At 59.6% G+C, this 21,159-nt stretch carries 17 protein-coding genes; 9 read left to right on the top strand and 8 right to left on the bottom strand.

The window, feature by feature from the left end; translation table 11 throughout:
* Positions 1 to 214 precede the first annotated feature (214 nt).
* The 9 genes from ABIB95_RS00140 to ABIB95_RS00100 all read left to right on the top strand — a co-directional run bounded on the left by ABIB95_RS00140 (position 215) and on the right by ABIB95_RS00100 (position 11,140).
* The gene (locus ABIB95_RS00140; RefSeq protein ID WP_354237465.1) at positions 215 to 1,552 is read left to right on the top strand and encodes an MFS transporter; all 1,338 of its coding nucleotides are present in this window, start codon (positions 215 to 217) and stop codon (positions 1,550 to 1,552) included.
* A gap of 72 nt (positions 1,553 to 1,624) precedes the next feature.
* A complete protein-coding gene (locus ABIB95_RS00135) occupies positions 1,625 to 2,782 on the top strand; it encodes an ABC transporter substrate-binding protein (protein ID WP_354237464.1) in 1,158 nt (385 codons plus the stop codon).
* A gap of 56 nt (positions 2,783 to 2,838) precedes the next feature.
* Positions 2,839 to 3,720 (top strand): branched-chain amino acid ABC transporter permease, encoded by an 882-nt coding sequence (locus ABIB95_RS00130; RefSeq protein WP_354237463.1) that lies wholly within the window; start codon positions 2,839 to 2,841, stop codon positions 3,718 to 3,720.
* On the top strand, positions 3,717 to 4,718 hold the full coding sequence (locus ABIB95_RS00125) for a branched-chain amino acid ABC transporter permease (protein ID WP_354237462.1): 1,002 nt from the start codon (positions 3,717 to 3,719) through the stop codon (positions 4,716 to 4,718). Before ABIB95_RS00130 ends, ABIB95_RS00125 begins: the two co-directional genes overlap by 4 nt.
* Positions 4,702 to 6,198 carry an ATP-binding cassette domain-containing protein gene (locus ABIB95_RS00120; RefSeq protein WP_354237461.1) on the top strand — a complete coding sequence of 499 codons (1,497 nt, stop codon included), beginning with the start codon at positions 4,702 to 4,704 and terminating at the stop codon, positions 6,196 to 6,198. Before ABIB95_RS00125 ends, ABIB95_RS00120 begins: the two co-directional genes overlap by 17 nt.
* Positions 6,199 to 6,286: 88 nt before the next feature.
* On the top strand, positions 6,287 to 7,273 hold the full coding sequence (locus tag ABIB95_RS00115) for a dihydroxyacetone kinase subunit DhaK (protein WP_354237460.1): 987 nt from the start codon (positions 6,287 to 6,289) through the stop codon (positions 7,271 to 7,273).
* A 7-nt stretch (positions 7,274 to 7,280) separates the two neighbouring features.
* Positions 7,281 to 7,880: a dihydroxyacetone kinase subunit L gene (locus ABIB95_RS00110; RefSeq protein WP_354237837.1), complete on the top strand. Its 600-nt coding sequence runs from the start codon at positions 7,281 to 7,283 to the stop codon at positions 7,878 to 7,880.
* Positions 7,881 to 7,931: 51 nt separating this feature from the next.
* Positions 7,932 to 9,332: an FAD-binding oxidoreductase gene (locus tag ABIB95_RS00105; RefSeq protein WP_354237459.1), complete on the top strand. Its 1,401-nt coding sequence runs from the start codon at positions 7,932 to 7,934 to the stop codon at positions 9,330 to 9,332.
* Between the two features lie 1,430 nt (positions 9,333 to 10,762).
* Positions 10,763 to 11,140, top strand: a complete 378-nt coding sequence (locus tag ABIB95_RS00100; protein ID WP_084795188.1) for an H-NS histone family protein — start codon at positions 10,763 to 10,765, stop codon at positions 11,138 to 11,140.
* Positions 11,141 to 11,345: 205 nt separating this feature from the next.
* Here ABIB95_RS00100 and ABIB95_RS00095 read toward each other — a convergent pair whose 3' ends face one another.
* The 8 genes from ABIB95_RS00095 to gmd all read right to left on the bottom strand — a co-directional run bounded on the left by ABIB95_RS00095 (position 11,346) and on the right by gmd (position 21,039).
* Complete coding sequence (locus ABIB95_RS00095) at positions 11,346 to 12,164, bottom strand: WecB/TagA/CpsF family glycosyltransferase (RefSeq protein ID WP_354237458.1); 819 nt, start codon at positions 12,162 to 12,164, stop codon at positions 11,346 to 11,348.
* A gap of 162 nt (positions 12,165 to 12,326) precedes the next feature.
* Complete coding sequence (locus ABIB95_RS00090; RefSeq protein WP_354237457.1) at positions 12,327 to 13,463, bottom strand: glycosyltransferase family 4 protein; 1,137 nt, start codon at positions 13,461 to 13,463, stop codon at positions 12,327 to 12,329.
* Between the two features lie 66 nt (positions 13,464 to 13,529).
* Positions 13,530 to 14,291, bottom strand: coding sequence for a hypothetical protein (locus tag ABIB95_RS00085; RefSeq protein WP_354237456.1), 762 nt, complete (start codon positions 14,289 to 14,291; stop codon positions 13,530 to 13,532).
* Between the two features lie 8 nt (positions 14,292 to 14,299).
* Positions 14,300 to 16,642: a polysaccharide biosynthesis tyrosine autokinase gene (locus ABIB95_RS00080; protein WP_354237455.1), complete on the bottom strand. Its 2,343-nt coding sequence runs from the start codon at positions 16,640 to 16,642 to the stop codon at positions 14,300 to 14,302.
* A gap of 78 nt (positions 16,643 to 16,720) precedes the next feature.
* On the bottom strand, positions 16,721 to 17,365 hold the full coding sequence (locus ABIB95_RS00075) for a P-loop NTPase family protein (protein WP_354237454.1): 645 nt from the start codon (positions 17,363 to 17,365) through the stop codon (positions 16,721 to 16,723).
* A gap of 159 nt (positions 17,366 to 17,524) precedes the next feature.
* Positions 17,525 to 18,934 carry an O-antigen ligase family protein gene (locus ABIB95_RS00070; protein WP_354237453.1) on the bottom strand — a complete coding sequence of 470 codons (1,410 nt, stop codon included), beginning with the start codon at positions 18,932 to 18,934 and terminating at the stop codon, positions 17,525 to 17,527.
* Positions 18,935 to 19,022: 88 nt separating this feature from the next.
* Positions 19,023 to 19,961, bottom strand: a complete 939-nt coding sequence (locus tag ABIB95_RS00065; RefSeq protein ID WP_354237452.1) for a GDP-L-fucose synthase family protein — start codon at positions 19,959 to 19,961, stop codon at positions 19,023 to 19,025.
* A complete protein-coding gene (gmd, locus tag ABIB95_RS00060) occupies positions 19,942 to 21,039 on the bottom strand; it encodes a GDP-mannose 4,6-dehydratase (RefSeq protein WP_354113047.1) in 1,098 nt (365 codons plus the stop codon). The genes ABIB95_RS00065 and gmd overlap by 20 nt, the downstream gene beginning before the upstream one ends.
* Positions 21,040 to 21,159 lie beyond the last annotated feature (120 nt).

Here is a 21,159-nt window from a genome sequence, read left to right as displayed (position 1 = left end):
GTTCGGAATGTGGACAAACGATTACGACAAATGATCGCGCGGCGTCAAGCGGCTCTAGTCATGCAATAGGTTTTTAGGGCTATGAATTAGAATGGATCGCAAGCCGGGCTGAAAAATCCTCTTGACATGTGGGATAAGTCACTGCTCATGATGTCCGCAATACGGACAAAAGTCCGCGCAGGGTGTTTCCCCTGCCGCAGCCGGAGGTAACGTCATGAGCGAAATGGTTGGGTCGATCGGATCCGGCAGGGTCGCGGATCAGCAGTCCGCCGCCGCCAAGGCGCGGCAGTCCAGCGACATCCGCAAGGTTGCGGTGGCGAGCGCCATCGGCAACATGATCGAATATTACGACTTCACGCTCTACGCGACCGCGACCGCGCTCGTGTTCAACAAGATCTTCTTTCCGAGCACTGATCCCCTGGTCGGCTCGCTGCTGGCCTTTGCGACCTTCTTCGTCGGCTATTGCGCACGGCCGCTCGGCGGCGTGCTGTTCGGCCATTTCGGCGATCGCGTCGGCCGCAAGACCGCGCTGCTCCTCACCATCCTGATCATGGGATTGGGTACGTTCCTGATCGGATTCATGCCGACCTATGAGCAGGTCGGCGTACTCGCGCCGATCTGCCTGATCGGACTGCGTCTGCTCCAGGGCATCGGCATCGGCGGCGAGTACGGAGGCGGCATGACGATGACCGTCGAGCATGCGCCCGCAGACCGCCGCGGCTTCTTCTCCTCGCTCGTCCATGTCGGCGTGCCCGCCGGCTTCCTGATCCCGATCGCGCTGCTCGGCCTGCTGTCGACCTCGATGAGCGAGGGCGATTTTCTGGCCTGGGGCTGGCGGATTCCGTTCCTGTTCTCGATCGTGCTTGTCGGCATCGGCATCTTCATCCGTTTCCGCATCTCCGAGACGCCCGCGTTCAAGCGCGTGCTGAACGAGGAGGGTGCCGCCAGCGTGCCGGTGGTCGAAGCCGTGCGTAATCATACAGGCAACATCCTGTTCGGCATCGGCGCCAAGATCGCCGAGAGCGGGCTGTTCAACATCTATGCCGTGTTCGCCATCACCTATTGCAAGACCAAGCTCGGCCTGCCCAGCCAGACCATCCTCAACGGCGTTCTCGTCGGCTGTGCGCTGGAATGCCTGACGCTGCCCTTCTTTGGTGCGCTGTCGGACCGGATCGGCCGGCGCGCGGTCTATGTCGGCGGCATGCTGTTCCAGGCCGCGTTAGCGCTGGTGTTCTTCCAGATGCTCAACACCGGGCATACCGGCATGATCTGGCTCGCCATCGCGCTCGGTCTCGCGCTCGGCCATGGCTCGGTCTACGGTGCACAAGGCGCCTACTTCTCGGAGCTGTTCCCCGCACGCATCCGCTACAGCGGTCTGTCGCTGGTGCAGCAGCTCGGTCCGATCCTCGGCGGCGGCCTGTCGCCGCTGATCGCGACGACGCTGCTGGCCGCATATGGCTCGCCCTCCTGGGTCGCCTTCTACATGGCCGCGATGGCGTTGTTCTCGGCTGCCTGCACCTTCGGTCTCCGCCCGCTTCGCGCGGGCGCCTGAGGCCAATTCCACCTTTCGAAAATCACCCGCCCGATCGAGGCGGGGGCCAACGAAAACATCGGAGGAAGTTCCATGGTGTCTCCCGTGCACGTCTCACGACGCAGTCTGATCAAGGCGATGGCGCTTGCGCCGCTCGCCACGCCGGCCATCCTCGGCCGCGCACAAGCGGCCGATCCCATCCGTATCGGCATCTCCGGCCCGATGACGGGCCAGTTCGCCCAGAACGGCCAGTGGATGAAGAACGGCGTTGCCATTGCGGTGAAGCAGGTCAACGACAAGGGCGGGATCAAGGGCCGCATGATCGAGGTGCGGATCGCCGATGATCTGGGTCCGAATCCGACCGCAGCGGCCAATGCCGTCACCAAGCTCGCGACGCAGGACGAGGTGGTGGCGCTGGTCGGGCCGCACTACACGCCCGGGATTCTGCCGAACGTGCCGTTGCTCGGGAAATACAAGATCCCGGCCCTGACCGGCGCGACCGGTCCGGTCGTCACCCAGCAGGGCAGCCCCTGGGTGTTTCGCGTGCGTCTCAACGACGCGATCGGTGCGGATCTCCTGGTCAAATACGTCACCGAAGATCTGCAATGGAAGAAGATCGGGCTCGGCTACGTCAACACCGCGTTCGGGCAGTCCGGCATAGCCGTGGTCAAGGCGTCCTTGACCAAGCGCAATGTCGAGCCGGTGCTGGTGCAGGCCCATACCGATGCGACCAAGGATTTTACGTCGCAGATCCTGGCCTTCCAGCAGGCCAATGTCGATGGCATCATCGTCTGGACCGACGACCAGCCGGCCGGCCTGATCGCCAAGCAGAGCAAGACGCTCGGCGTGAAATTCGGCATCGCCGGCAACACCGCGTTCTCGCAGCCGATCTTCCTTGGCCTTGCCGGTGAAGGCGCCGACGGCTGCATGGCGATCGGCGAATTCGTCAAGGACAATCCCGACGAGCGCGTGCAGGCCTGGAAGAAGCTCTATGCGGCCGCCTATCCCGGCGACGAGCCGGAGCTCTACGCCACGGTCTATCACGATGCGGCCAAGCTGATCATTGCGGCAATGGAGCGCGCCGACACCATCTCGGGCGAAGCGATCCAGCAGGCGCTCACTGGAATCCGCGACTTCCAGGGCATCGTCACCCGCTACGGCTGGACCGACAATGGCGACATGACCCATTCCGGCATCATCACCAAGGTCGCCGGCGGCAAGCCGGAGATCGTCAAGGTCATCACCAGCTGACGTGCCTGTCGCGCCGCCGGACATCCGGCGGCCGACACCCGCGATGGGATCATGCGATGTTGCAGACGTTCATTCAAATCGTGCTGGTGGGATTGGCGGTCGGCGCCGCCTATGCGCTGGTGGCGCTCGGCTACACGCTGATCTGGAACGCGGTCTCCCTGGTCAATTTCGCGCAAGGCGACCTCGTGATGCTGGGTGCGTTCGTCTCGGTCGGCTGGCTCGCCAACCGTCTCGGCATGCCGCTCTGGCTCAACCTCGTGACGATGCTGGTGATCCTAGGCCTGTTCGGCGCCGGGCTCGCCTGGGGCATCTACCATCCCTTGCGCAACGCGCCGCAATTGTCGGCGATCGTGGCGACGCTCGGCCTGTCCATGGCGCTGCAGAACATCGCCGTGATCGTCTGGGGGCCGCAGCCGCTCAATTTCGCAGGTCCCCTCGGCACGACCTCTGTGCACCTGTTCGGCGCGACGATCTACGCGCAATATCTCGTCATCTTGGCCGCGCTCGCGGCGATGATGGCGATCCAGCACGTGTTGTTCCAGCACACCGCGCTCGGCCGCGCGATGCGCGCCACCGCGCAGGACGCCGAAGCTGCGCGGCTGATGGGCATTCCCACCGCGCGCATCATCGCCTTCATCTTCGCCTATGCCACCATGCTTGCGGCACTCGCAGGCTGGCTGATCGCACCGCTCTCTTATGTCTCGTCCGACATGGGCGTGAACCTGTCGCTCCGTGCCTTCGCCGCGACCATTTTGGGCGGCTTCGGCTCGATCCCCGGCGCACTGGTCGGCGGTCTGGCTTTCGGCGTGATCGAGTCGGCTGGATCCTTCTACATCTCGTCGGAATATATCGACGTCATCGCGTTCGGCGTGCTGATCGCGGTGCTGATGTTCCGCCCGCAGGGCCTCTTTGGCGAACTCGAACTGGAGCGTCCATGATGTCGGCCGAGGCAAACTCATTGACCATGCGTACGCTCGCCGTCCTGGTGATCGCGACCGCGATCCTCTGCGGCCTGCTGCTGCCGCGGTTCCTGTCGGTCTACTATCTCCAGGTCGCCGACGTGACCCTGATCAACATCCTGCTGGTGCTCGGGCTCAACTTCATTCTCGGCTTCGGTGGCCAGATGTCGCTGGCGCAATGCGCCTTCTTCGGCATCGGCGCTTACGCCTTCACACTGCTCCAGGCCGCCGGCATGCCGGTGCCTGTTGCCGCGATCGGCGCGATCGCGCTCTCCGCCGCGGTCGGGATGGCGCTTGGCTGGCCGACCCTGCGCCTGAAGGGCCACTACCTCGCGCTCTGCACACTCGCCTTCGCGCTGATCGTCGAACGGCTGCTGGTGAACTGGGAAGGCCTCACCAACGGCGCCAACGGCATCACCGCGATCCCCGGCATCGGGCTTGCCGGCGAGAACGACAAGATGCTGTGGGTGCTGCTCGCCGTGGTCGCCATCGCCTATCTGCTCCAGGTCTGGATCGCCAACGGTCCGCTCGGCCTGCGCATCCGCGCGCTGCGCGACGATCCGCTCGCGGCGCAGGCGGTCGGTGTCGATATCTCGCGGCTCAAGATCATGCTGTTCGTGATCTCGGCGGCCTATGGCGGGCTCGCCGGCATCTGTTACGTGCTGCTGCGCGGCTATATCAGCCCCGACGTCTTCTCCTGGCAGTCGACCTTCTCCTACCTCGCCATGGCCGTGGTCGGCGGCCTCGGCAGCCCGCTCGGCGCTGTACTTGGCGCGATCCTCTACACCTTCGTGCCGGAGCTGCTGCGTTTCATGCAGGAATATTACTTCGCCGTGTTCGGCGTGATGGTGATCCTCGTGATCACGTTCCTCCCCGCTGGGCTTTCCGGACTGGTCCTTTCTGCCTTCCGCAGCCTTCGCCGGCGCGAGAAATCCTATGCTCGATCGGATGTGACGCATCATGAACGCGCTGCTTGAACTCACTGAGGTCACCAAACGCTTCGGCGGCCTGACCGCGCTCGAAGACATCTCACTTTCGGTCACGCAAGGGACGATCCACGCCGTCATCGGGCCCAATGGCTCCGGCAAGACCACGCTGTTCAACATCATCAGCGGCATTTATATACCAACCGAAGGCGAGGTCCGCTTCGAAGGTGCTGTGGTGACATCGAAGCCGCTGCATCAGCTCGCGGCGATGGGGCTCGCGCGCACGTTCCAGAACACCCGCCTGTTCGCCTCGATGACCGTGCGCCAGAACGTGCTTGCCGCGCGGCACGGCCGGTCGCATCCCTGGCGCTTCGACCGGGAGAACGCATGCCGGGTCGAAGAGATCATCCAGTTCGTCGGCCTGGCCGATGTTGCCGACACCAGTGCGGCGTCATTGCCGCAGGGGCAGCGGCGGCTGCTCGAGATCGCTAAGGCGCTGGCGCTGGAGCCGCGCCTGGTTCTGCTCGACGAGCCGCATGGCGGCCTCAACCACGCCGAGACGGCGCGGCTGATCGAGGTGATCCGCCAGATGCATGCGCGCGGGATGACCATCCTGCTGATCGAGCACGAGATGGAGGTGGTGATGACGCTCGCCGACCGCATCACCGTGCTCAATTTCGGCAAGGTTCTGGCCGAGGGATCGCCGGCGGAGATCCAGAGCAACGACGCCGTGATCGAGGCCTATCTCGGCCGCGCCGACCGTGAGGCGGAGCTGCATACGCAAGTCGGCCGTGCCGCCGAGGGCACCGGCGCGCCGCTGCTCGAAGTTGCCGATCTCACCGTCCGCTACGGTGACATCGAAGCCGTTCGCAAAGTCTCGCTCAACGTCGGCACCGGCGAGTTCGTGGCGCTGCTCGGCAACAACGGCGCCGGCAAGTCCTCGACGTTGAAGGCGATCGCGCGTCTTGCGCAGGCGTCCGGTTCGGTGCGTTTTGCCGGCCATGAATTGACGAAGGAGCCGACCGAGCGCCTCGTCGGTATGGGCCTCGCGCTCGTGCCCGAACGCCGCCGCCTGTTCGGTGGCCTAACCGTGATCGAGAATCTCAAGATCGGCGCCTATGGCCGGCCGCATTCCGAATTGGCTCGGCTGATCGAGGAAATGCTGGAGCTGTTCCCCAACCTGAGGCGTCTGTCGGCATCGCTCGCCTTCTCGCTCTCCGGCGGCGAGCAACAGATGCTGGCGATCGCACGCGCGTTGATGAGCCGTCCGCGTTTGTTGCTTCTCGACGAACCGTCGCTGGGCCTGGCTCCGCTGCTGGTTGAGCAGGTCTTCGGCAAGCTGGTCGAGGTCAACCGGCAGGGAACGGCGATCCTGCTGGTGGAGCAGAACGCGCGCATGGCGCTGTCGGTCGCGCATCGCGGCTACGTGCTGAGCTCGGGCCGTATCGTCGCCGAGGGCAGCGCGGCCGAGGTCGCGTGCGATCCGCGCCTGACGGGCGCCTATCTCGGCCACGGCGAGGCCGCCGAATAACTGGACCGCATTCAGTGCTCACGATCGCAAGAGAGGTCGCGGGCAGGCACGGCATCGTCGTGCCGATATTCGTCTCAGGAGTTGTGCAATGAAGAAACTAATGAATTCGCCCGACGCCTTCGTCGACGAGATGCTTGCGGGCCTTGTCGCCGCCCATCCGTCACTGGTGCAGGAGGGGCGCGTCATTCGCCGTTCCGGTGGGGCGAAAAAAGGCAGGGTCGGCATCGTCTCCGGTGGCGGTTCCGGTCATTTGCCGCTGTTCACCGGCTATGTCGGCGACGGCCTGCTCGATACCTGCGCCATCGGCGACGTGTTCGCAGGTCCCTCCGTCGATTCCTGCATCCAGGCGATCCGCGCCGCCGACGGCGGCTGCGGCGTGCTGCGGCTCTACGGCAATTATGGCGGCGACCGCATGAATTTCGACCTCGCCGGCGAGATGGTCGAGATGGACGGCATCGAGAGCGCGACCGTGCGTGGCACCGACGACATCGCCTCGGCCGCGCCGAAGGATGGCGCCAAGCGTCGCGGCGTCGCCGGCATCATCTATGCCTACAAGATCGCGGGTGCGAAGGCCGACACCGGCGCGGGTCTCGCGGACGTGACGGCCACCGCGCAAGCCGCTGTCGATGCCTGCCGCACCATCGGCGTCGCGCTCTCGCCCTGCCAGATCCCCGGCGCGGCGAAGCCGACCTTCGAGCTGGGCGCCGACGAGATCGAGATGGGCATGGGTATCCATGGCGAGCCCGGCATCTGGCGTGACAAGCTGCGGCCGGCGGACGAGATCGCCGACGAGATGGTGCGGCGCCTGCTGGCCGACCCCGTCGCTCACAAATCGGAGCGCGTGTCCGTGCTGGTGAACAGCCTCGGCACGACGCCGCTGGAGGAATTGTTCATCATCTATCGCCGCGTCGCCGCGCTTCTGAAGAAGGAAGGTCTGACCATCATGCGTCCGCTGGTCGGGCATTACGTCACCTCGATGGAGATGGCGGGCCTGTCGATCAGCATGATCCACCTCGACGCCGAGCGCGAAAAGCTTCTGGGCGCGCCCTGCGCCTGCCCGTTCTGGAGGGTGTGACGTGGCGATGACGGCGAATACACTGCGCCACGCGGCGATCCGCGCAAAGGAGGCGGCCGCGCTTGCGCAAGATGACCTCAACGCCGCCGACGGCAAGATCGGTGACGGCGACACCGGCGTGATGCTGCGCCGGCTGTTCGAGGCCGTTGCCGCCGCCATTCCTGATCAGGAGGCGGATATCAGCAACGTCTTCCAGGCCTGCGCCAAGGCCTGTGCCAGCGGCACTGGGTCCAGCCTCGGAACACTGGTGACGGTCGCGATGATGACGCTTGCGAAGGCGACCAAGGGACGCGGCGAGATCGGCTGGGATGAGCTTGGTGGCCTCCTCGCATCCGTCCGCGATCAGATGATGGCGCGCGGCGGGGCGAAGCTAGGCGACAAGACCGTGGTCGACATGATCGACGCGGTCGCAATTGCGCTCGACGCGTGCAAGACTCGCGATGAGGCCTCTCAAGCCGCACAGAATGCCGCCCGCGAAACGCTCGCGACATTCCGCGACCGGCCTAACAAGCTCGGCCGCGCCCGCATGTTCGGCGAGCGCACCGTCGGGCTCGATGATCCCGGCATGCTCGCCTTTTCCCGTCTGCTGACCGCCGTCGCGGCTTGAATCGCGCGCCACCGTCGTGCAAACGGGGGCAGGGAGAAAAAGGAGGCCGACATGAACGCCCATGCCCTGCCGCGCCCGGCGCCCGCGATCATTGCTGAGGTCAGGACGCGGCTCGTCGAGCGTCTTGGTGCGCGGGTCACGGTCACTCAATCGGTGCTCGACCAGCACAGCCATGGCGAGGGCCTGCCGGCAGTTGGGGTGCCCGATCTCGTGGTCTTCCCAGAAACCAACGAGGAGGTCGCGTTCGTCCTCGCGCTCTGCAACGAACGTCGCGTTCCCGTGACGCCGTTTGGCGCGGGGTCCTCGCTCGAAGGCCAGCTTGCCGCGCTTGCCGGCGGTGTGTCTTTGGATATGGGCCGCTTCGATAAGATCCTCGACGTCTCGCCGGACTCCCTCGATTGCCGGGTCCAGGCCGGAGTTACGCGCGAAGCCCTCAACGCACACATTCGCGACGCCGGCCTGTTCTTTCCGGTCGATCCCGGCGCCAACGCCTCGATCGGCGGCATGGCCTCGACGCGGGCATCCGGCACCAATGCGGTGCGCTACGGCACCATGCGCGAGAACATTCTCGGCCTCACCGTCGTCACGCCCGACGGCCGCATCGTGCGCACCGGCAGCCGGGCGCGAAAATCCTCCGCCGGCCTCGATCTCACTCACCTCTATGTCGGCAGCGAAGGCACGCTCGGCGTCATCACCGAAATCCAGCTCAAGCTCTACGGCCTGCCGGAGACGATCGTCGCCGCGGTTTGTCAGTTCGCCTCGCTAGAGGGAGCGGTTGGGGCGGTCGTGGCGGCGCTTCAGTCCAATCTTAAGATGGCGCGCATCGAGCTGCTCGACGAGGTGCAGATGCGCGCGGCGATCCGCTATTCGAAGCTCGACTATGTCGAGACGCCGACGTTGTTCCTCGAATTCCACGGTACGCCGGCCGGCGTGCGGGAGGAGGTCGAGATGATGCAGGCGATCACCGTGGATCACGGTGGCGGCGAATTCCAGTTCGCCGAGCGCGCCGAGGATCGCAATCGCCTCTGGAAGGCGCGCCACAATTCCTATCAGGCGGTGATGGCGCTGAGCCCCGGCAAGAACAACATGGGCACCGACGCCTGCGTGCCGATCTCGGCGCTGCCGGCCTGCCTGCTCGAGACCAAGGCGGATATCGTCGCCTCCGGTCTGACCGCGCCGATCGTCGGCCATGTCGGTGACGGCAATTTTCATCTCGGCATTCTGTTCGATCCCAACGATGCCGATGAGACCGAACGTGCCGAAGCGCTCGCATTCCGCACCGCGCGGCGAGCGATCGGGATGGGTGGCACCTGCTCCGGCGAGCACGGCGTCGGGTTGCACAAGATCGTCCACATGGAGATCGAACACGGTGAGGGCGTGGCGCTGATGAAGGCGATCAAAGGCGCCCTCGATCCCAGCGGGATTATGAATCCCGGCAAGCTCTATCCTTAAGCCACAGTCTTCGGAGCTGGGAGAGGACCGATTTGGCTATCCCAATGCCAGACCCTGATAAGGCTCGAAACGTGACCTCGTGGGGAGGGTAACGTCAACGGAAGTGCAGCCGACCGCAGGAAAGCTGAGACGAATAATCCAGGACAGCGTTTGCTGAAGGTAGCGCGCTGGATAGGTGAACAGCTTCGTGTAGCTGCTCTCCTCTCTAATCCTCGTCGAAATAGATATCTTCAGGAAGATTAAACGCGACGTATACGACGAAAGCGGCTGCAACGAAGACCAGTAAGGTGAGCGACAAGCCAATAAACAGCCACACGATTCTGAGGTTCTCAAATGAGCGAATGCAATTAAATGGAGTATAGGCGTGCCATGCGGTTGGGGTAGCCGGACTTAAGCCTCGGCTCCCCTGCTTGGCGCAGCGTTCTTCCGGGTAGCTCTCAATTTAATGCAGCGCTTGTAAGATTTTGATTCCCGTGTTTTTACGGTAATCATCTGCTGGTACGCTAGCGTGATACACGGCTGCTTGGCCGTTTTACGCGTCTTGAAGGGCCCCGATTTGGCTTCTGAAGAACGTTGCGCCTCAATTGAGAAGATTGCCTGAGTTTATTCGCTTCCGCTTCACCGACCCTCCTTCGCAAATCGATCAACTCTCGAAATTGTTGAGCTAAATCAATGTGTTCCATGCGATTCCAAACCGTTTTCTTTTCTTCTGATAGCTGGCTGTAAAGCCGAGCCAAATATGCAGTTGCGTGCTTTGCCAATGTTGAAGTCGAGGTGGCAATTGTCTCCCACCGACCGATAATATATTCGAGCGGCAACGCAATTAAATCCATACGTTAAGCTAATAAGTCAACCTTACCCCGAGCCGACAGCCACCTCTCGCCTGAGGAGCATGGTACCGTTCAATTGGCGCTCGCAAGATAGACCGCCGTTCTTTGGGTCGTCGCAGATATTTGCCGAAGTTATGTCGTCTCAGCAGCGGAACGCCAACCGTTGTAGACCTGCGAGAACGGGGTACTCCAAAGAAGTGGTATCGATCCATTTAATTGTTGTCGCCGGGATACTTTAAATAGACTATTGCTGTAGCGAAAAATCCGGAAATCCGAATGCGGTTGTGCCGGCAACTCCCGCGCTACATTGGGTGCCAACTGATTGCGCAAGGTTTAATCAGGGCGCGGGGACATTTTAGGCAGCAAGAGCATTCGCCCAAGCGATCGGATCAATTCAAGGAAGAGACTTTACCAATTTATTTCCGAACGGCAGAGTATTTCCAATTCGCGCATGCGCAATATTGCCCGAATCGCCTGCTGTTTACATAAGGTGGACGGGCAGTAGAAACGCTGCAACTTCTGGTGCGTTGCCGGAATAGATCGAACCACTATTACGGGATTTGGTGGAACGAGGTTTGTTTCATCAATTGTGAGCGAAAAATGCGGCCAAGCACGTTCGATTTGAAATCACTATCTATCGACGAACTCTGGAAACTTCACGAGGAAGTTTGCAGTATTTTGTCTGACCGGATCTTGCTTGAAAAGCAGGGGTTAGAAGAGCGTCTCGCGAAGCTCAGTGGCGGCGCCCAGATCGAAAAGCCTAGGATCTCAGGCAGGCCGCTGAAGGCCAACGATCGCCGGAAGTATCCGCCGGTGCTTCCCAAGTACCAAAATCCCAACGACCCATCCGAGACGTGGTCCGGTCGCGGTAAGCAACCAAAGTGGCTGGTTCCTCATCTCAAGGCAGGTCGGAAGTTGGTTGATTTTCTAATCAGCACAAACAAGCGCAATGCAACTGGGCGTCGTAAATCCGCTTGACGATTTGGATCTGCGGTTGACGCAGAGCGCTGTGCGAGTTTCGACGTAGGCCATGGGCTCTCAATGGTCAGCGCGAGTGTACGTCTGTCGGGCTGCTGTAGCCTGTAAGTTGCCCCAGGTGCTATCGCAGCCGGCTACGAGCGATCCTTAGAAAAAGCATTGGCTTGCTGTGCATGGCGCGATCGTGGTCCCCGATCTTTCCTGACTACCATCGCCTTCTGATTATCTCGTGCGCCGCCAACACCACGAATATGGGCGCCATTACCAGGTATCTTTTCCAAAGCCTCTTTGGCTCGGTGAAAAGGCGATAGGCCCACTCCAGCCCACTCCGTTGCATCCAAGATGGCGCCCGCCGAACCAGATTGGCGTGGAAATCAAACGCTGCACCAACGCCGAGCATAGTTGCGCCACCGCATCGCCCCTTGTTTTGGCCCATCCAGATCTCTTGCTTTGGCGTTCCAAGTCCTACCCAGACGAAGTCAGGCGCAGCAGCTCGGATTTTCGCGCAAGCGATCTCATCCTCCTCAGGGGTGAGAGGCCGGAAAGGTGGACATTGCGTTCCTGCAATCTTTAGGTTGGGGTATTTCTTGACGAGTGCTTCAGCAAGGAGATCTGCGACGCCCTCGGCGCCTCCGTAGAAATAGTGACGCCAGCCTCGCGACAATCCGTGCTGGCAGACCGCGGGCAGCACATCCGGGCCGCAGACGCGATACACTGGACCATCTCCCGCCGCTCGAAGGGCCCAAACCAACGGCATTCCATCAGGTGCAACAATATCGGCGGTTTGGTGAGCAAGATCCAACTGAGCATTGTTGCGCGCAGCGATGATGCCGTGCACATCGCGAAAGACCACATATCGGTCCTGCGAGTCCAGGGTCCATGTCTCAAAAGCAGCGAGGAGTTGGTCCAGACTGATTGTCGAGACGGGAGTGCCTACCAGCAATGCCTGAGATAGTGGTACGCAATTCGCCGCTGACACATCAACATTAATATTCACGAAAACACCCAAGATATAAATCTGCAATTTATATATCTGATTTAATGCATATTTAATGAGGAAGATAAATAGACTTTAGATGCGTGGTTTGATTTGCTTGGATTTAACGCCAAAGGGGAGGGCGGCCTTGCTGAGCAATCTAAAATTGTGCAGTCCGCCGGTTGACCACTATTCTCGGTGTTGTTGCGGTCACATGGACTTGCGAATAAAGGACGCTTTCCGCCAGACGGCGGTTAGTTTCTCGACGTAGGAGTTGATTTCGTATCGTTGAGCTTGATCTTCGCGAGCGGTGCTTCCCAATCGCAACCGTAGCTCGGGATCTTCGATCAATCGTTCGATCGCTCTGCTCAAGGCCGACACATCACCCGCCGGCACCAGGAAGCCGTTTCGTTCAGGGGCAATGACTTCCGGAATTGCGCCAACGGGGGTAGATATCACGGGCACGCCGTGGGCGAATGCTTCCAATATCACCATGGGGAGGTTTTCGGCGTACGAGGGGAGCGCCAGGATATCGGTTTTGCAAAGAAGATCGTCGGCTTGCTCAGAGTTCAACCAGCCCGGAATAAGCACCCTGCCGACGAGACCGTGTTTCGCTACAGCCCTGCGGCTTTCTTCAACGGATCCGTCGCCTGCAATCGTTGCCGTCCAGTCCTGTCTCTGCGACAACATCTGCAATGCAGCTATCAGCTGCGGGGTACCTTTGCGCTCGCCTAGTTGCCCCAAGCACGTGATTCTTATCCGGGAATCAGGGGCTTGAAGTTGCGGTTTCGAACTTAGCTTCGTGGCATTGGGCAGAACTGTGATCTTGTCGCGAACCTGAGGTACACGCATCAGAACGGCGTGAGCCCAATACTCGCCCAGTACGACGATCTGCACACTCTTCAGAAAGAGAAGGTCAACGGCTCTCGCCAACCTGGTTGGGGCAACCGCCAGAAATTCGTCAAATCCAGATCCGTGCAAGTGGACCACGTAGGGAACCCTCAAGAGACGAGCTGCTGCCCCCATAACCGTCTTTCGATAGCTACTTCCCCAGTTCGATAGGTGTATGTGCAGCACGTCAATTCGTCGAAAGAGGACCAGCCACGCGAATTTCAACAGAGCAATGGCGAAAACAAATTGAGCCACAATGAGTCCGCGCTGACCTCGCGTGACTAGGCGACTTGCCTCAACGTTCAAGTGCGGTTGTTGCTGCTCAATGGTCTCAAATATGCTGTCGTTTAAGCGATCGATACCACCGCGCCCATCGAGACCAAGCGGCGTGGCAACAGCGACGCGAAGTCGTCCTTCAATCAGGTGCAAACTACGTCCTTCGCCGCTGCGGAGCATTGAATCATCTTGGGTCGAGGGCGAAATCAAATTGGTCTCCGCATGTCAAATCGATCCGCGTGAGGTTCAAGGATGCCGTCGGTCGGATACGCCCGGCACAATGACTTCGGAGCCCCGATTGCGAAGTGCATCCGCGAAGATTTCGCGGTTGCGTATCGGAACTTCGGTTAGCAGTGGCAATATCTGATCGCGAACGCGCCACGCTGGACCGGTGAATATCTCAACGGCTTCCATGTAGAGACCGGTATTCAAAATCTGAATAAATTCTCTGATCGCCGTCCTCGCCAACGCGGGATCCAACGCCTCGAAAACGGAAAATGCGATATGATTGCGCTTCAGCGCAATCCATCCTTCACTAGGACCAAGCTCGTAAGACAGACGCAGGTACTGGAGGTTTTCGGACTTGAACCCAATCTGGTTGTTGCTCAGCCAAAAGAGTGCGAGCCATGAGAATGGGTCGGCCGGCGAGCAGGACAGTGTGGTGACGAGGGCACTCCGCAGCGCATCGAACTCCTGATCGATGGTCTCGGGCTTGCCTACCGAGAGCGTCTGCTCGGCAATCCTCAGTCGAATGATTGCTGCGCTTCTCGTGGCGGAAGCTCTGCAGAACGGCGACTGCTCGATCGCATCAAGGTCCGACTTGAGCTGTGAAAGGATTTCGGGCCGAAACGCGCGACCAGAAATTATTCCGCGCGCGACCGATTCATCGAAGCCTTGATTCCAAAACAGCGGGAGCGCCCAACATCCCCAAAGTATCGCGATCAGGGCAAAGCCGCCAACAAAGGCGCGCACAAGCAATGACACTTGTGTTCTAGACAGTTCGAGCATTCAAATCTTTATCGTGCAGTGGAAACTGACGAGGCCGGCCTCTCGCCGTAATAGACATTCCCGTATCCCGAATAGAGTTGCAGCACTTTAGCGTCAGCCTGCGTCAACACTACTCCGAGCATGTTATCTTGAATCGTAGGCGCCGACCTGAGCGCTTGGGTGACGACATCAAATTTCGTATGCGCCCACTTAATCGCAAGAACATAGGCATCCATGAGTTGTGTGGTCGCACGTACATCGACGATCGGCGCAAGCGGCGAAAGATCGACCACAACGTAATCGTAGTTCTTGCGGAGGACGTCGAAGAATTGCCTGGCTTCACTCGAATTCAGAAGCTCATTGGGATGCACTTCATTGTCCCAGCTGACAGCGCCCGGCAGAAAAGACATATTCGTCTTCGAATCCCGCCACAGAAGCTCGGAAAGCGGCTTTCTGCCCATTATCCCATCGATGATCCCAAATTCGGCTGCCGGAGCGATGCGGTTGGAGAGCGCACTGTTTCGCAAATCGCAGTCAACCAATAAGACCTTTGCTCCGGTTTGGGCGATGAGCTGTGCGAGCGACGCCGACAACGTCGATTTGCCTTCGTTAGGAATCGCCGAGGTTATTCCGATAACTTTGGAGGATTTCGCATCCCAACTTACATCAATAGCCAGCTTAATTGCGCGGACCGCTTCCGAGAACTGCGAGAATGGATTGTTCGAAGCGGTCCAAATCAAGCCTCGATTTCTCGTGATTGTTCGGTTGGCGCGATCGCTTGTTCCCACCCGATTATCCAAAGTATCGCGAGGGGTCTTTCCGGCGCTGATCTTTGGAACGAGTGAAATACATGTGGCGTTGAGTTCCGCCTCGACTTGTTCGGCGGTTCGGAACACCCGATCCGAAAGATCGCGCAAGATCGCCAGGCCAAGTCCTAGAATCAGTCCTCCGATTCCGGAGAGACCGAGCGCTAGCGCTGGCTTTGGATCGCTTTTCTGCGTCGGAGGTGCTGCCTGAGAGATTACGCGCGCTTCACTGATTGGAAAGGATTGCTGCTGAATTGATTCCATGTAGCGCTGCAGAAAGTTGTCATAGAGAGTTCGGTAGGTTTGGGAAGCGCTCTCTAGCTCTTTCAATGACACCTGGGCCTGGTTCGTCGCCTTCGATTGGCTGACCGCATTCTCCAACTCACGTTGAACGCCGACCTCGCGTTGCTTGGCGATTTCAAAGTCACTTTTGTAGGTTTCGGCGAGGCGCTGAAGTTCGTTGAGAATTGAGTTCTGAATCTCAGCCATTTGACTTCGAAGGTTGACGGCTGCCTCGTGACCCGTTCCGTACCGGCGTGCCCAATCCGCTTCGCGATTTGCGATGTCCAGGTACTGCGAACGCAGCTTTGTCACCACTTCGCTCTTGAGGGCGTCTGCTACCGTTGAGTTGACCGTTGAATTGGGAGAGTCGGCTCGCAATACCGCTTCGATCCGATCAAGCCGGGCCTTGGCTTCCGAGGTTTGCGCCCGCGCGACCACGACCTGACTGTTGAGTTCGGATACCTGTTGCTCTGTGACGAGCCGCCCGCCGGAGCCACCGGTGTTTACGATGTTGTTCTTTGCCTTGAAGTCGACAACCGCACGCTCCGCCAAGGTTGCCTGATTTCGTAGTTCACCGATGCGGTCCTGCAGCCAGGCACTTGCCCGTCGGGTTGCTTGGTCCTTCGCCTCCAACTGGTCGACGATATAGGCTTCGGCTACGGCGTTGGCGATCTCCGCAGCGCGATCGCGACTCAGCGACTTGAAGCTGATCTCAATCACATATGACAGGCCAATCCGCTTAATGGTGAGTTGAGACTGAAAGGTCCGGATCGCCGACCGCGTAAGCTCAAAGTTTGAGGCGGTGTCCCTTGAGCCGAGCACGGCGGACACCAAACCAAAAGCCGAGGAAAAAAGTCCGGATCGTGATCCGGAAAATTCCGGATCCTCGATCAAATGAAGTGTTTTAATTACGGAGAGAGCTACCTTTTCCGACTTCAATATTTCTATTTGGCTCTCCACTGACGCCGAGTCGATCGGGATGTCTCCCAGAATGGACTGCTGTTGAAAGAGCTGAACCTTGCGGGTGTCTATGATCAGGGTGGTCTGGGCTGTGAAACGAGGGGGCGCAGTCACCACGTACACGAGGCCGAGAGCAAGGATCGAGAGCGCTGTGATCAATATGATCAAGTACTGGCGTTGCAAGAATCCAACAAGGCGATTGAGGCCTTCTGCCGCCGATTCGGGCGGTCGCGGCAACTCAAAATCGACCCGTGATTTTTCAGAATATAGCATGGGGACTTTCGGATGATCGACGTGTTGCGTCAAGGCGCGCCGGCGTTCCAATGGGAAATCTCGTCGCCGAATATTCGACGAGCGTAGCGCTTAATCGAGGAATGCTGGCCATCGGGAGTCAGTGCGGGGCTAGGGGCTTACACTGTTCGATATCCTATTTGTCGTGTTTGAACTGGGGGCTGACGCGCTGGATGCGGCCGATGAGATTGAGAAGTTTCCGATCGTCACACCACCTTGTCCGATCGATGGCGCAGACGGCGTCCCGAACCTAGAGCTCGTGGAGCCGGTCTGCCCGCCAGATCCGCCACCCGATCCGGCGCCGGTGTCGCCCGCGCCGCCACCCGCACCCGTTTCGCCAGTCGGCTGATCTCCGGATGTGGCTGCAAAAGCGAGAACGACGTCCTGATCCTTTGTCCGGATTATCGCCTGTTGAATTTCGTTGGCGTAGGTTGGATTAGAGACGATAACGATCTTGGCTGCTTGAGCGAGCCCGCCACCGATCGCCAATTTTTGATCCTTGTTGGCGGTCGACAGCAGATTTAAAATCGATGCTAGCGTCGCCGGATCGTCGACCGCGAGATTTCGAATTAATGTCAGCAGGATGGCGCCTCCATCCTTGTTTCGCTCGAGTACGCTTCCGGGATTGCTCTGAAAATCGGCCGAGGTCAGGGACGGCTGTGCCGTAGCTCCATGCGTGGAGAGCCCCACGGCAGCCAGTAACAGGATCCAGCCAGTGGCGGCAAATGCACATTTGCGACAAAAATCAAATGGCATGTTAAATCTCCCATTAACTTACGAAAAAGTTTAATTAAAAGTCAATATCACGGTGGGGAGGCAGACACAATTGGTCCGCGCGCCCGATCGCTCGGCGGGCGGTTGAAGTTTAAATATCGTAAATCCTGCCAGATAGGTGCTGGGCCGGGAGCGCGGGGCTCATTGAACCCGATTGCCGCTCGAGAAGGATTGGCTCAGTCCCACGCCGAGAAGCCCAAATACCGTGATTGCAAATCCGGGTACCTGGATCGAGAAATCCACCAGGGAATGAGCCAAGGCGACCGCTGAAATCGCCAATGCGGCAATGGGAACGATACGATCTCGCCTGCGCACCTTTATCCCTCTGATCAGGACAGCGAGCGCCAAACCCCAGGCTGCAACGATCGTCATCGTAAGCGGGAGACCTCCTTCAGAGGCAAGCTCCAGCAGCGTGTTGTGAGCGCGGTCCCACGTCCCCCACATCGATCCGTGCAGGGACCGATAAGCAGGAAACATCGAAGGAAAGGTTCCAATGCCGGTACCCAGCCAGGGATGATCCGCGATACTCGCTACGGTTGACCGGTAGGTATCGAGCCGCATCGCATCAGAAAGTCCTTCGGCACTGAATCGTCCGCTTACGCTGGCCCCCAAGATCTGGAAGAGGGCGATCACCACACTGAGGCTGATAGCGAAGGCAATGAGGGCTCCGGACCGCCCCGGTAGATCTCGATAGAAGTACAGGAGCAGCGCGAGGACGAGGCCGGCGAGGGAGAGAACAATCCCAGCCCTGGAGCCCGTCATGAACATCGCTGTTACGCAAAGTGACAACATGAAGAACGGTAGCAGGACGTCGCGAGGTGCCTCCGAGAGAATCCGAGAAAAGACCTGCCCCCAAGCGAGCTCGTTGTGTTTAGCGAAAGTACGAATGCTTTCGGACGTAAATAGAAGCCATACAATCGAGCAGCTGCCGAAATACACGGCTGCAGTGTTCCGGTTGGTGAACGTAGCAGTCAAGTAACTGAGATGAGCCTCTTTCTCGACCCACAGCACCCTTGTCGGATCAATCAGGAACGACGCAAGGCCGAATATCGCGTACGTAGCTCCGGACCAAGCAACAACTTTGAGTAGTTGGGTCGCCAAGCTTCGGTCGCTCCCGACGATGATGCCGCAGATGATGGTGAGAATAACGATAAAGGGAGCTCCAAGTGCATAGATCGGTTGATGGCGTGCAATAGATACCGTGGAAGCCAACGGAACACCCAGCAACTCGCTGGTTCGCGTCCACAAGGGCGAGGGACGCGAAGCACCAAACCAGGGGGATATTGCAAGTTGTTCATGCAGAACCACCGCGTAGGCAACAACAACGATCCCGAGGACGAAAAAGATGGGGACGTGATGGCGCCGGAGGCGGTCGGGGGAGGCTGCAATTGCGGCGACGCCGAGAACGATACACCAAAGCGCCTCGACCCAAGCATCCATCGACCCGAAGGGCAGGGGTGCTAGAGCTACGACAAGGAATAATATCCGCGCTGAAACTCGAGTCTGCGACATCAATGCAAACGTGCCGATCTCCCCCTGATGCGACGTCAATAGAATTCCGCTTTAACCTCGTCGTTGGCTTGCACGACGAAATTGGTCGTACCTCTTTTCGCCGACTTGAGAATATATGCGTTCGTCGTTACCGATCGAGATGCGCCCGGTAGGCGAGCGCGATACCCTCAGCAAGCGGAGTGACAGCGCGCCAGCCGAGTTTGGTGATCTTTTCAATATCGAGCAGTTTGCGTGGCGTGCCGTCGGGCTTTGATGGGTCGAAGCTGATCCCGCCTGTATAGCCGACCACGGTGGCGACCAGGCGGGCGAAGTCAGAGATGGTGATGTCCTCGCCGGTGCCGATATTGACCGGCTCATCGCCGGAGTAGGTTTTCATGAGGTGAATGCAGGCGTCCGCAAGATCTTCGACACAAAGGAATTCCCGGCGCGGTGTGCCCGTCCCCCAGACCACAACGTTCTTGGCACCGGAGACCTTCGCCTCATGGAAGCGGCGGATTAGAGCGGCCACCACGTGGCTGTATTCGGGATGATAATTGTCGCCGACGCCATAGAGATTGGTTGGCATCACGTTGATGAAATCGGCGCCGTACTGGCTACGGTAGGCCTCGACCATCTTGATGCCAGCGATCTTGGCAATCGCATAAGGCTCGTTGGTGTGCTCAAGCGGACCGGTCAGTATCGAGTCCTCGCGCAACGGCTGCGGCGCCAGCCGGGGATAGATGCACGACGAGCCGAGGAACATCAGCTTGTCGGCCCCACCGACGTGGGCCGCGTGTATCACGTTGGCTGCGATCGCCAGATTGTCGTAAAGGAATTCCGCGCGCAGCTTGTCGTTGGCAGCGATACCGCCGACTTTCGCTGCCGCTAGAAACACTACGTGCGGGCGTTTGCGGGCGAACCAGGCATTTACCGCGGTCTGATCGCGCAGGTCGACCTCGCTGCGGGGCAGGGTCAGCAGTTCCACATTTTCGCGCGCCAGCCGGCGCACTAGCGCAGATCCGACCATCCCACGGTGGCCGGCGACGAAGACGCGCCGGCCCTGGAGCTCAAACGGGATGTCTGCCATTGGCGACCTCCCGCTTGGCGATCGCTAGATCGCTTGCCATCATCTCCTTCACCAGCTGAGCGAACGGGATCTTTGGTTGCCATCCCAGCTTTTCGCGCGCCTTGCTTGCGTCTCCGATCAAGAGGTCGACTTCTGTCGGGCGAAAATACCTGGGGTCGATCCGCACGACGGTCTTGCCCGAAGTTCGGTCTACACCAGTTTCTTCGACGCCTCTGCCGCGCCATTCGATTGCACGGCCGACCTCCGCAAAGGCCAGTTCAACGAATTCGCGAACCGAGCGCGTCTCTCCGGTCGCCAACACGAAGTCGTCAGGCGCGTCTGCCTGCAGTATCCGGTGCATGCCTTCGACGTAATCGCGCGCATGGCCCCAGTCGCGCTTGGCCTCGAGGTTGCCGAGATAGAGCGTGCCTTCGAGGCCGACCTCGATACGAGCCACGCCGGTCGTGATCTTGCGCGTTACGAAGGTCTCGCCGCGTATCGGGCTCTCGTGGTTGAACAGGATGCCGTTCGCAGCATACATGCCGTACGCCTCTCGGTAGTTCACCGTGATCCAATAGCCATATAGCTTGGCGACACCATAGGGCGATCGGGGATAGAACGGCGTCGTTTCCCTTTGCGGCACTTCCTGTACCAGGCCGTAAAGCTCTGAGGTCGATGCCTGATAGAATCGCGTTTCCTTCTCCATGCCGAGAATCCGAATCGCTTCCAGCATACGCAAAACCCCGATCCCGTCGGCATTTGCCGTGTATTCTGGACTTTCGAAACTGACGCTGACATGGCTCTGGGCCGCGAGGTTGTAGATCTCGGTCGGCCTGACCTGCTGCATGAGCCGGATCAGGTTGGTCGAATCCGTCATGTCACCATAGTGCAGCAAGAACGGCACGTTGCCGTGGTGCGGATCCTTGTAGAGGTGATCGATCCGCGCGGTATTGAACGAGGACGACCGCCGCTTGATGCCGTGCACGGTGTAGCCGAGGCCTAGAAGGTAGTCGGCCAGATAGGCTCCATCCTGTCCAGTAATGCCGCTAATCAACGCAACACGTTGTTTCGAGGCCTTGGGTGTAGTTCCCGAGAGCATTCATCTCCTCGTAATTTCTTCGCAACCTCATGTCCGTAGATCAACATAGCGGGGTATAGTTCTATTTTGCGTCAAATCGACCAAAATACTTAATTCTCAACGGCGAATTTCAATGCGCCC

Origin of the sequence: Bradyrhizobium sp. LA2.1 (assembly GCF_040547725.1) — a bacterium.
Taxonomy (GTDB): domain Bacteria; phylum Pseudomonadota; class Alphaproteobacteria; order Rhizobiales; family Xanthobacteraceae; genus Bradyrhizobium; species Bradyrhizobium barranii.
Note: the sequence above shows the minus strand (reverse complement) of the source record. Positions and strands in the feature narration are given on the sequence as shown.

Excerpts from the sequence above, each read along its gene's own strand:
- ABIB95_RS00125 (WP_354237462.1), top strand. The coding sequence starts at position 3,717 with ATGATGTCGGCCGAGGCAAACTCATTGACCATGCGTACGCTCGCCGTC.
- ABIB95_RS00135 (WP_354237464.1), top strand. The coding sequence starts at position 1,625 with ATGGTGTCTCCCGTGCACGTCTCACGACGCAGTCTGATCAAGGCGATG.
- ABIB95_RS00115 (WP_354237460.1), top strand. The coding sequence starts at position 6,287 with ATGAAGAAACTAATGAATTCGCCCGACGCCTTCGTCGACGAGATGCTT.
- ABIB95_RS00075 (WP_354237454.1), bottom strand. The coding sequence starts at position 17,365 with ATGCCATTTGATTTTTGTCGCAAATGTGCATTTGCCGCCACTGGCTGG.
- ABIB95_RS00140 (WP_354237465.1), top strand. The coding sequence starts at position 215 with ATGAGCGAAATGGTTGGGTCGATCGGATCCGGCAGGGTCGCGGATCAG.
- ABIB95_RS00130 (WP_354237463.1), top strand. The coding sequence starts at position 2,839 with ATGTTGCAGACGTTCATTCAAATCGTGCTGGTGGGATTGGCGGTCGGC.
- ABIB95_RS00065 (WP_354237452.1), bottom strand. The coding sequence starts at position 19,961 with ATGGCAGACATCCCGTTTGAGCTCCAGGGCCGGCGCGTCTTCGTCGCC.
- ABIB95_RS00085 (WP_354237456.1), bottom strand. The coding sequence starts at position 14,291 with ATGCTCGAACTGTCTAGAACACAAGTGTCATTGCTTGTGCGCGCCTTT.
- ABIB95_RS00110 (WP_354237837.1), top strand. The coding sequence starts at position 7,281 with ATGACGGCGAATACACTGCGCCACGCGGCGATCCGCGCAAAGGAGGCG.
- ABIB95_RS00100 (WP_084795188.1), top strand. The coding sequence starts at position 10,763 with ATGCGGCCAAGCACGTTCGATTTGAAATCACTATCTATCGACGAACTC.
- ABIB95_RS00090 (WP_354237457.1), bottom strand. The coding sequence starts at position 13,463 with ATGCTCCGCAGCGGCGAAGGACGTAGTTTGCACCTGATTGAAGGACGA.
- gmd (WP_354113047.1), bottom strand. The coding sequence starts at position 21,039 with ATGCTCTCGGGAACTACACCCAAGGCCTCGAAACAACGTGTTGCGTTG.
- ABIB95_RS00120 (WP_354237461.1), top strand. The coding sequence starts at position 4,702 with ATGAACGCGCTGCTTGAACTCACTGAGGTCACCAAACGCTTCGGCGGC.
- ABIB95_RS00105 (WP_354237459.1), top strand. The coding sequence starts at position 7,932 with ATGAACGCCCATGCCCTGCCGCGCCCGGCGCCCGCGATCATTGCTGAG.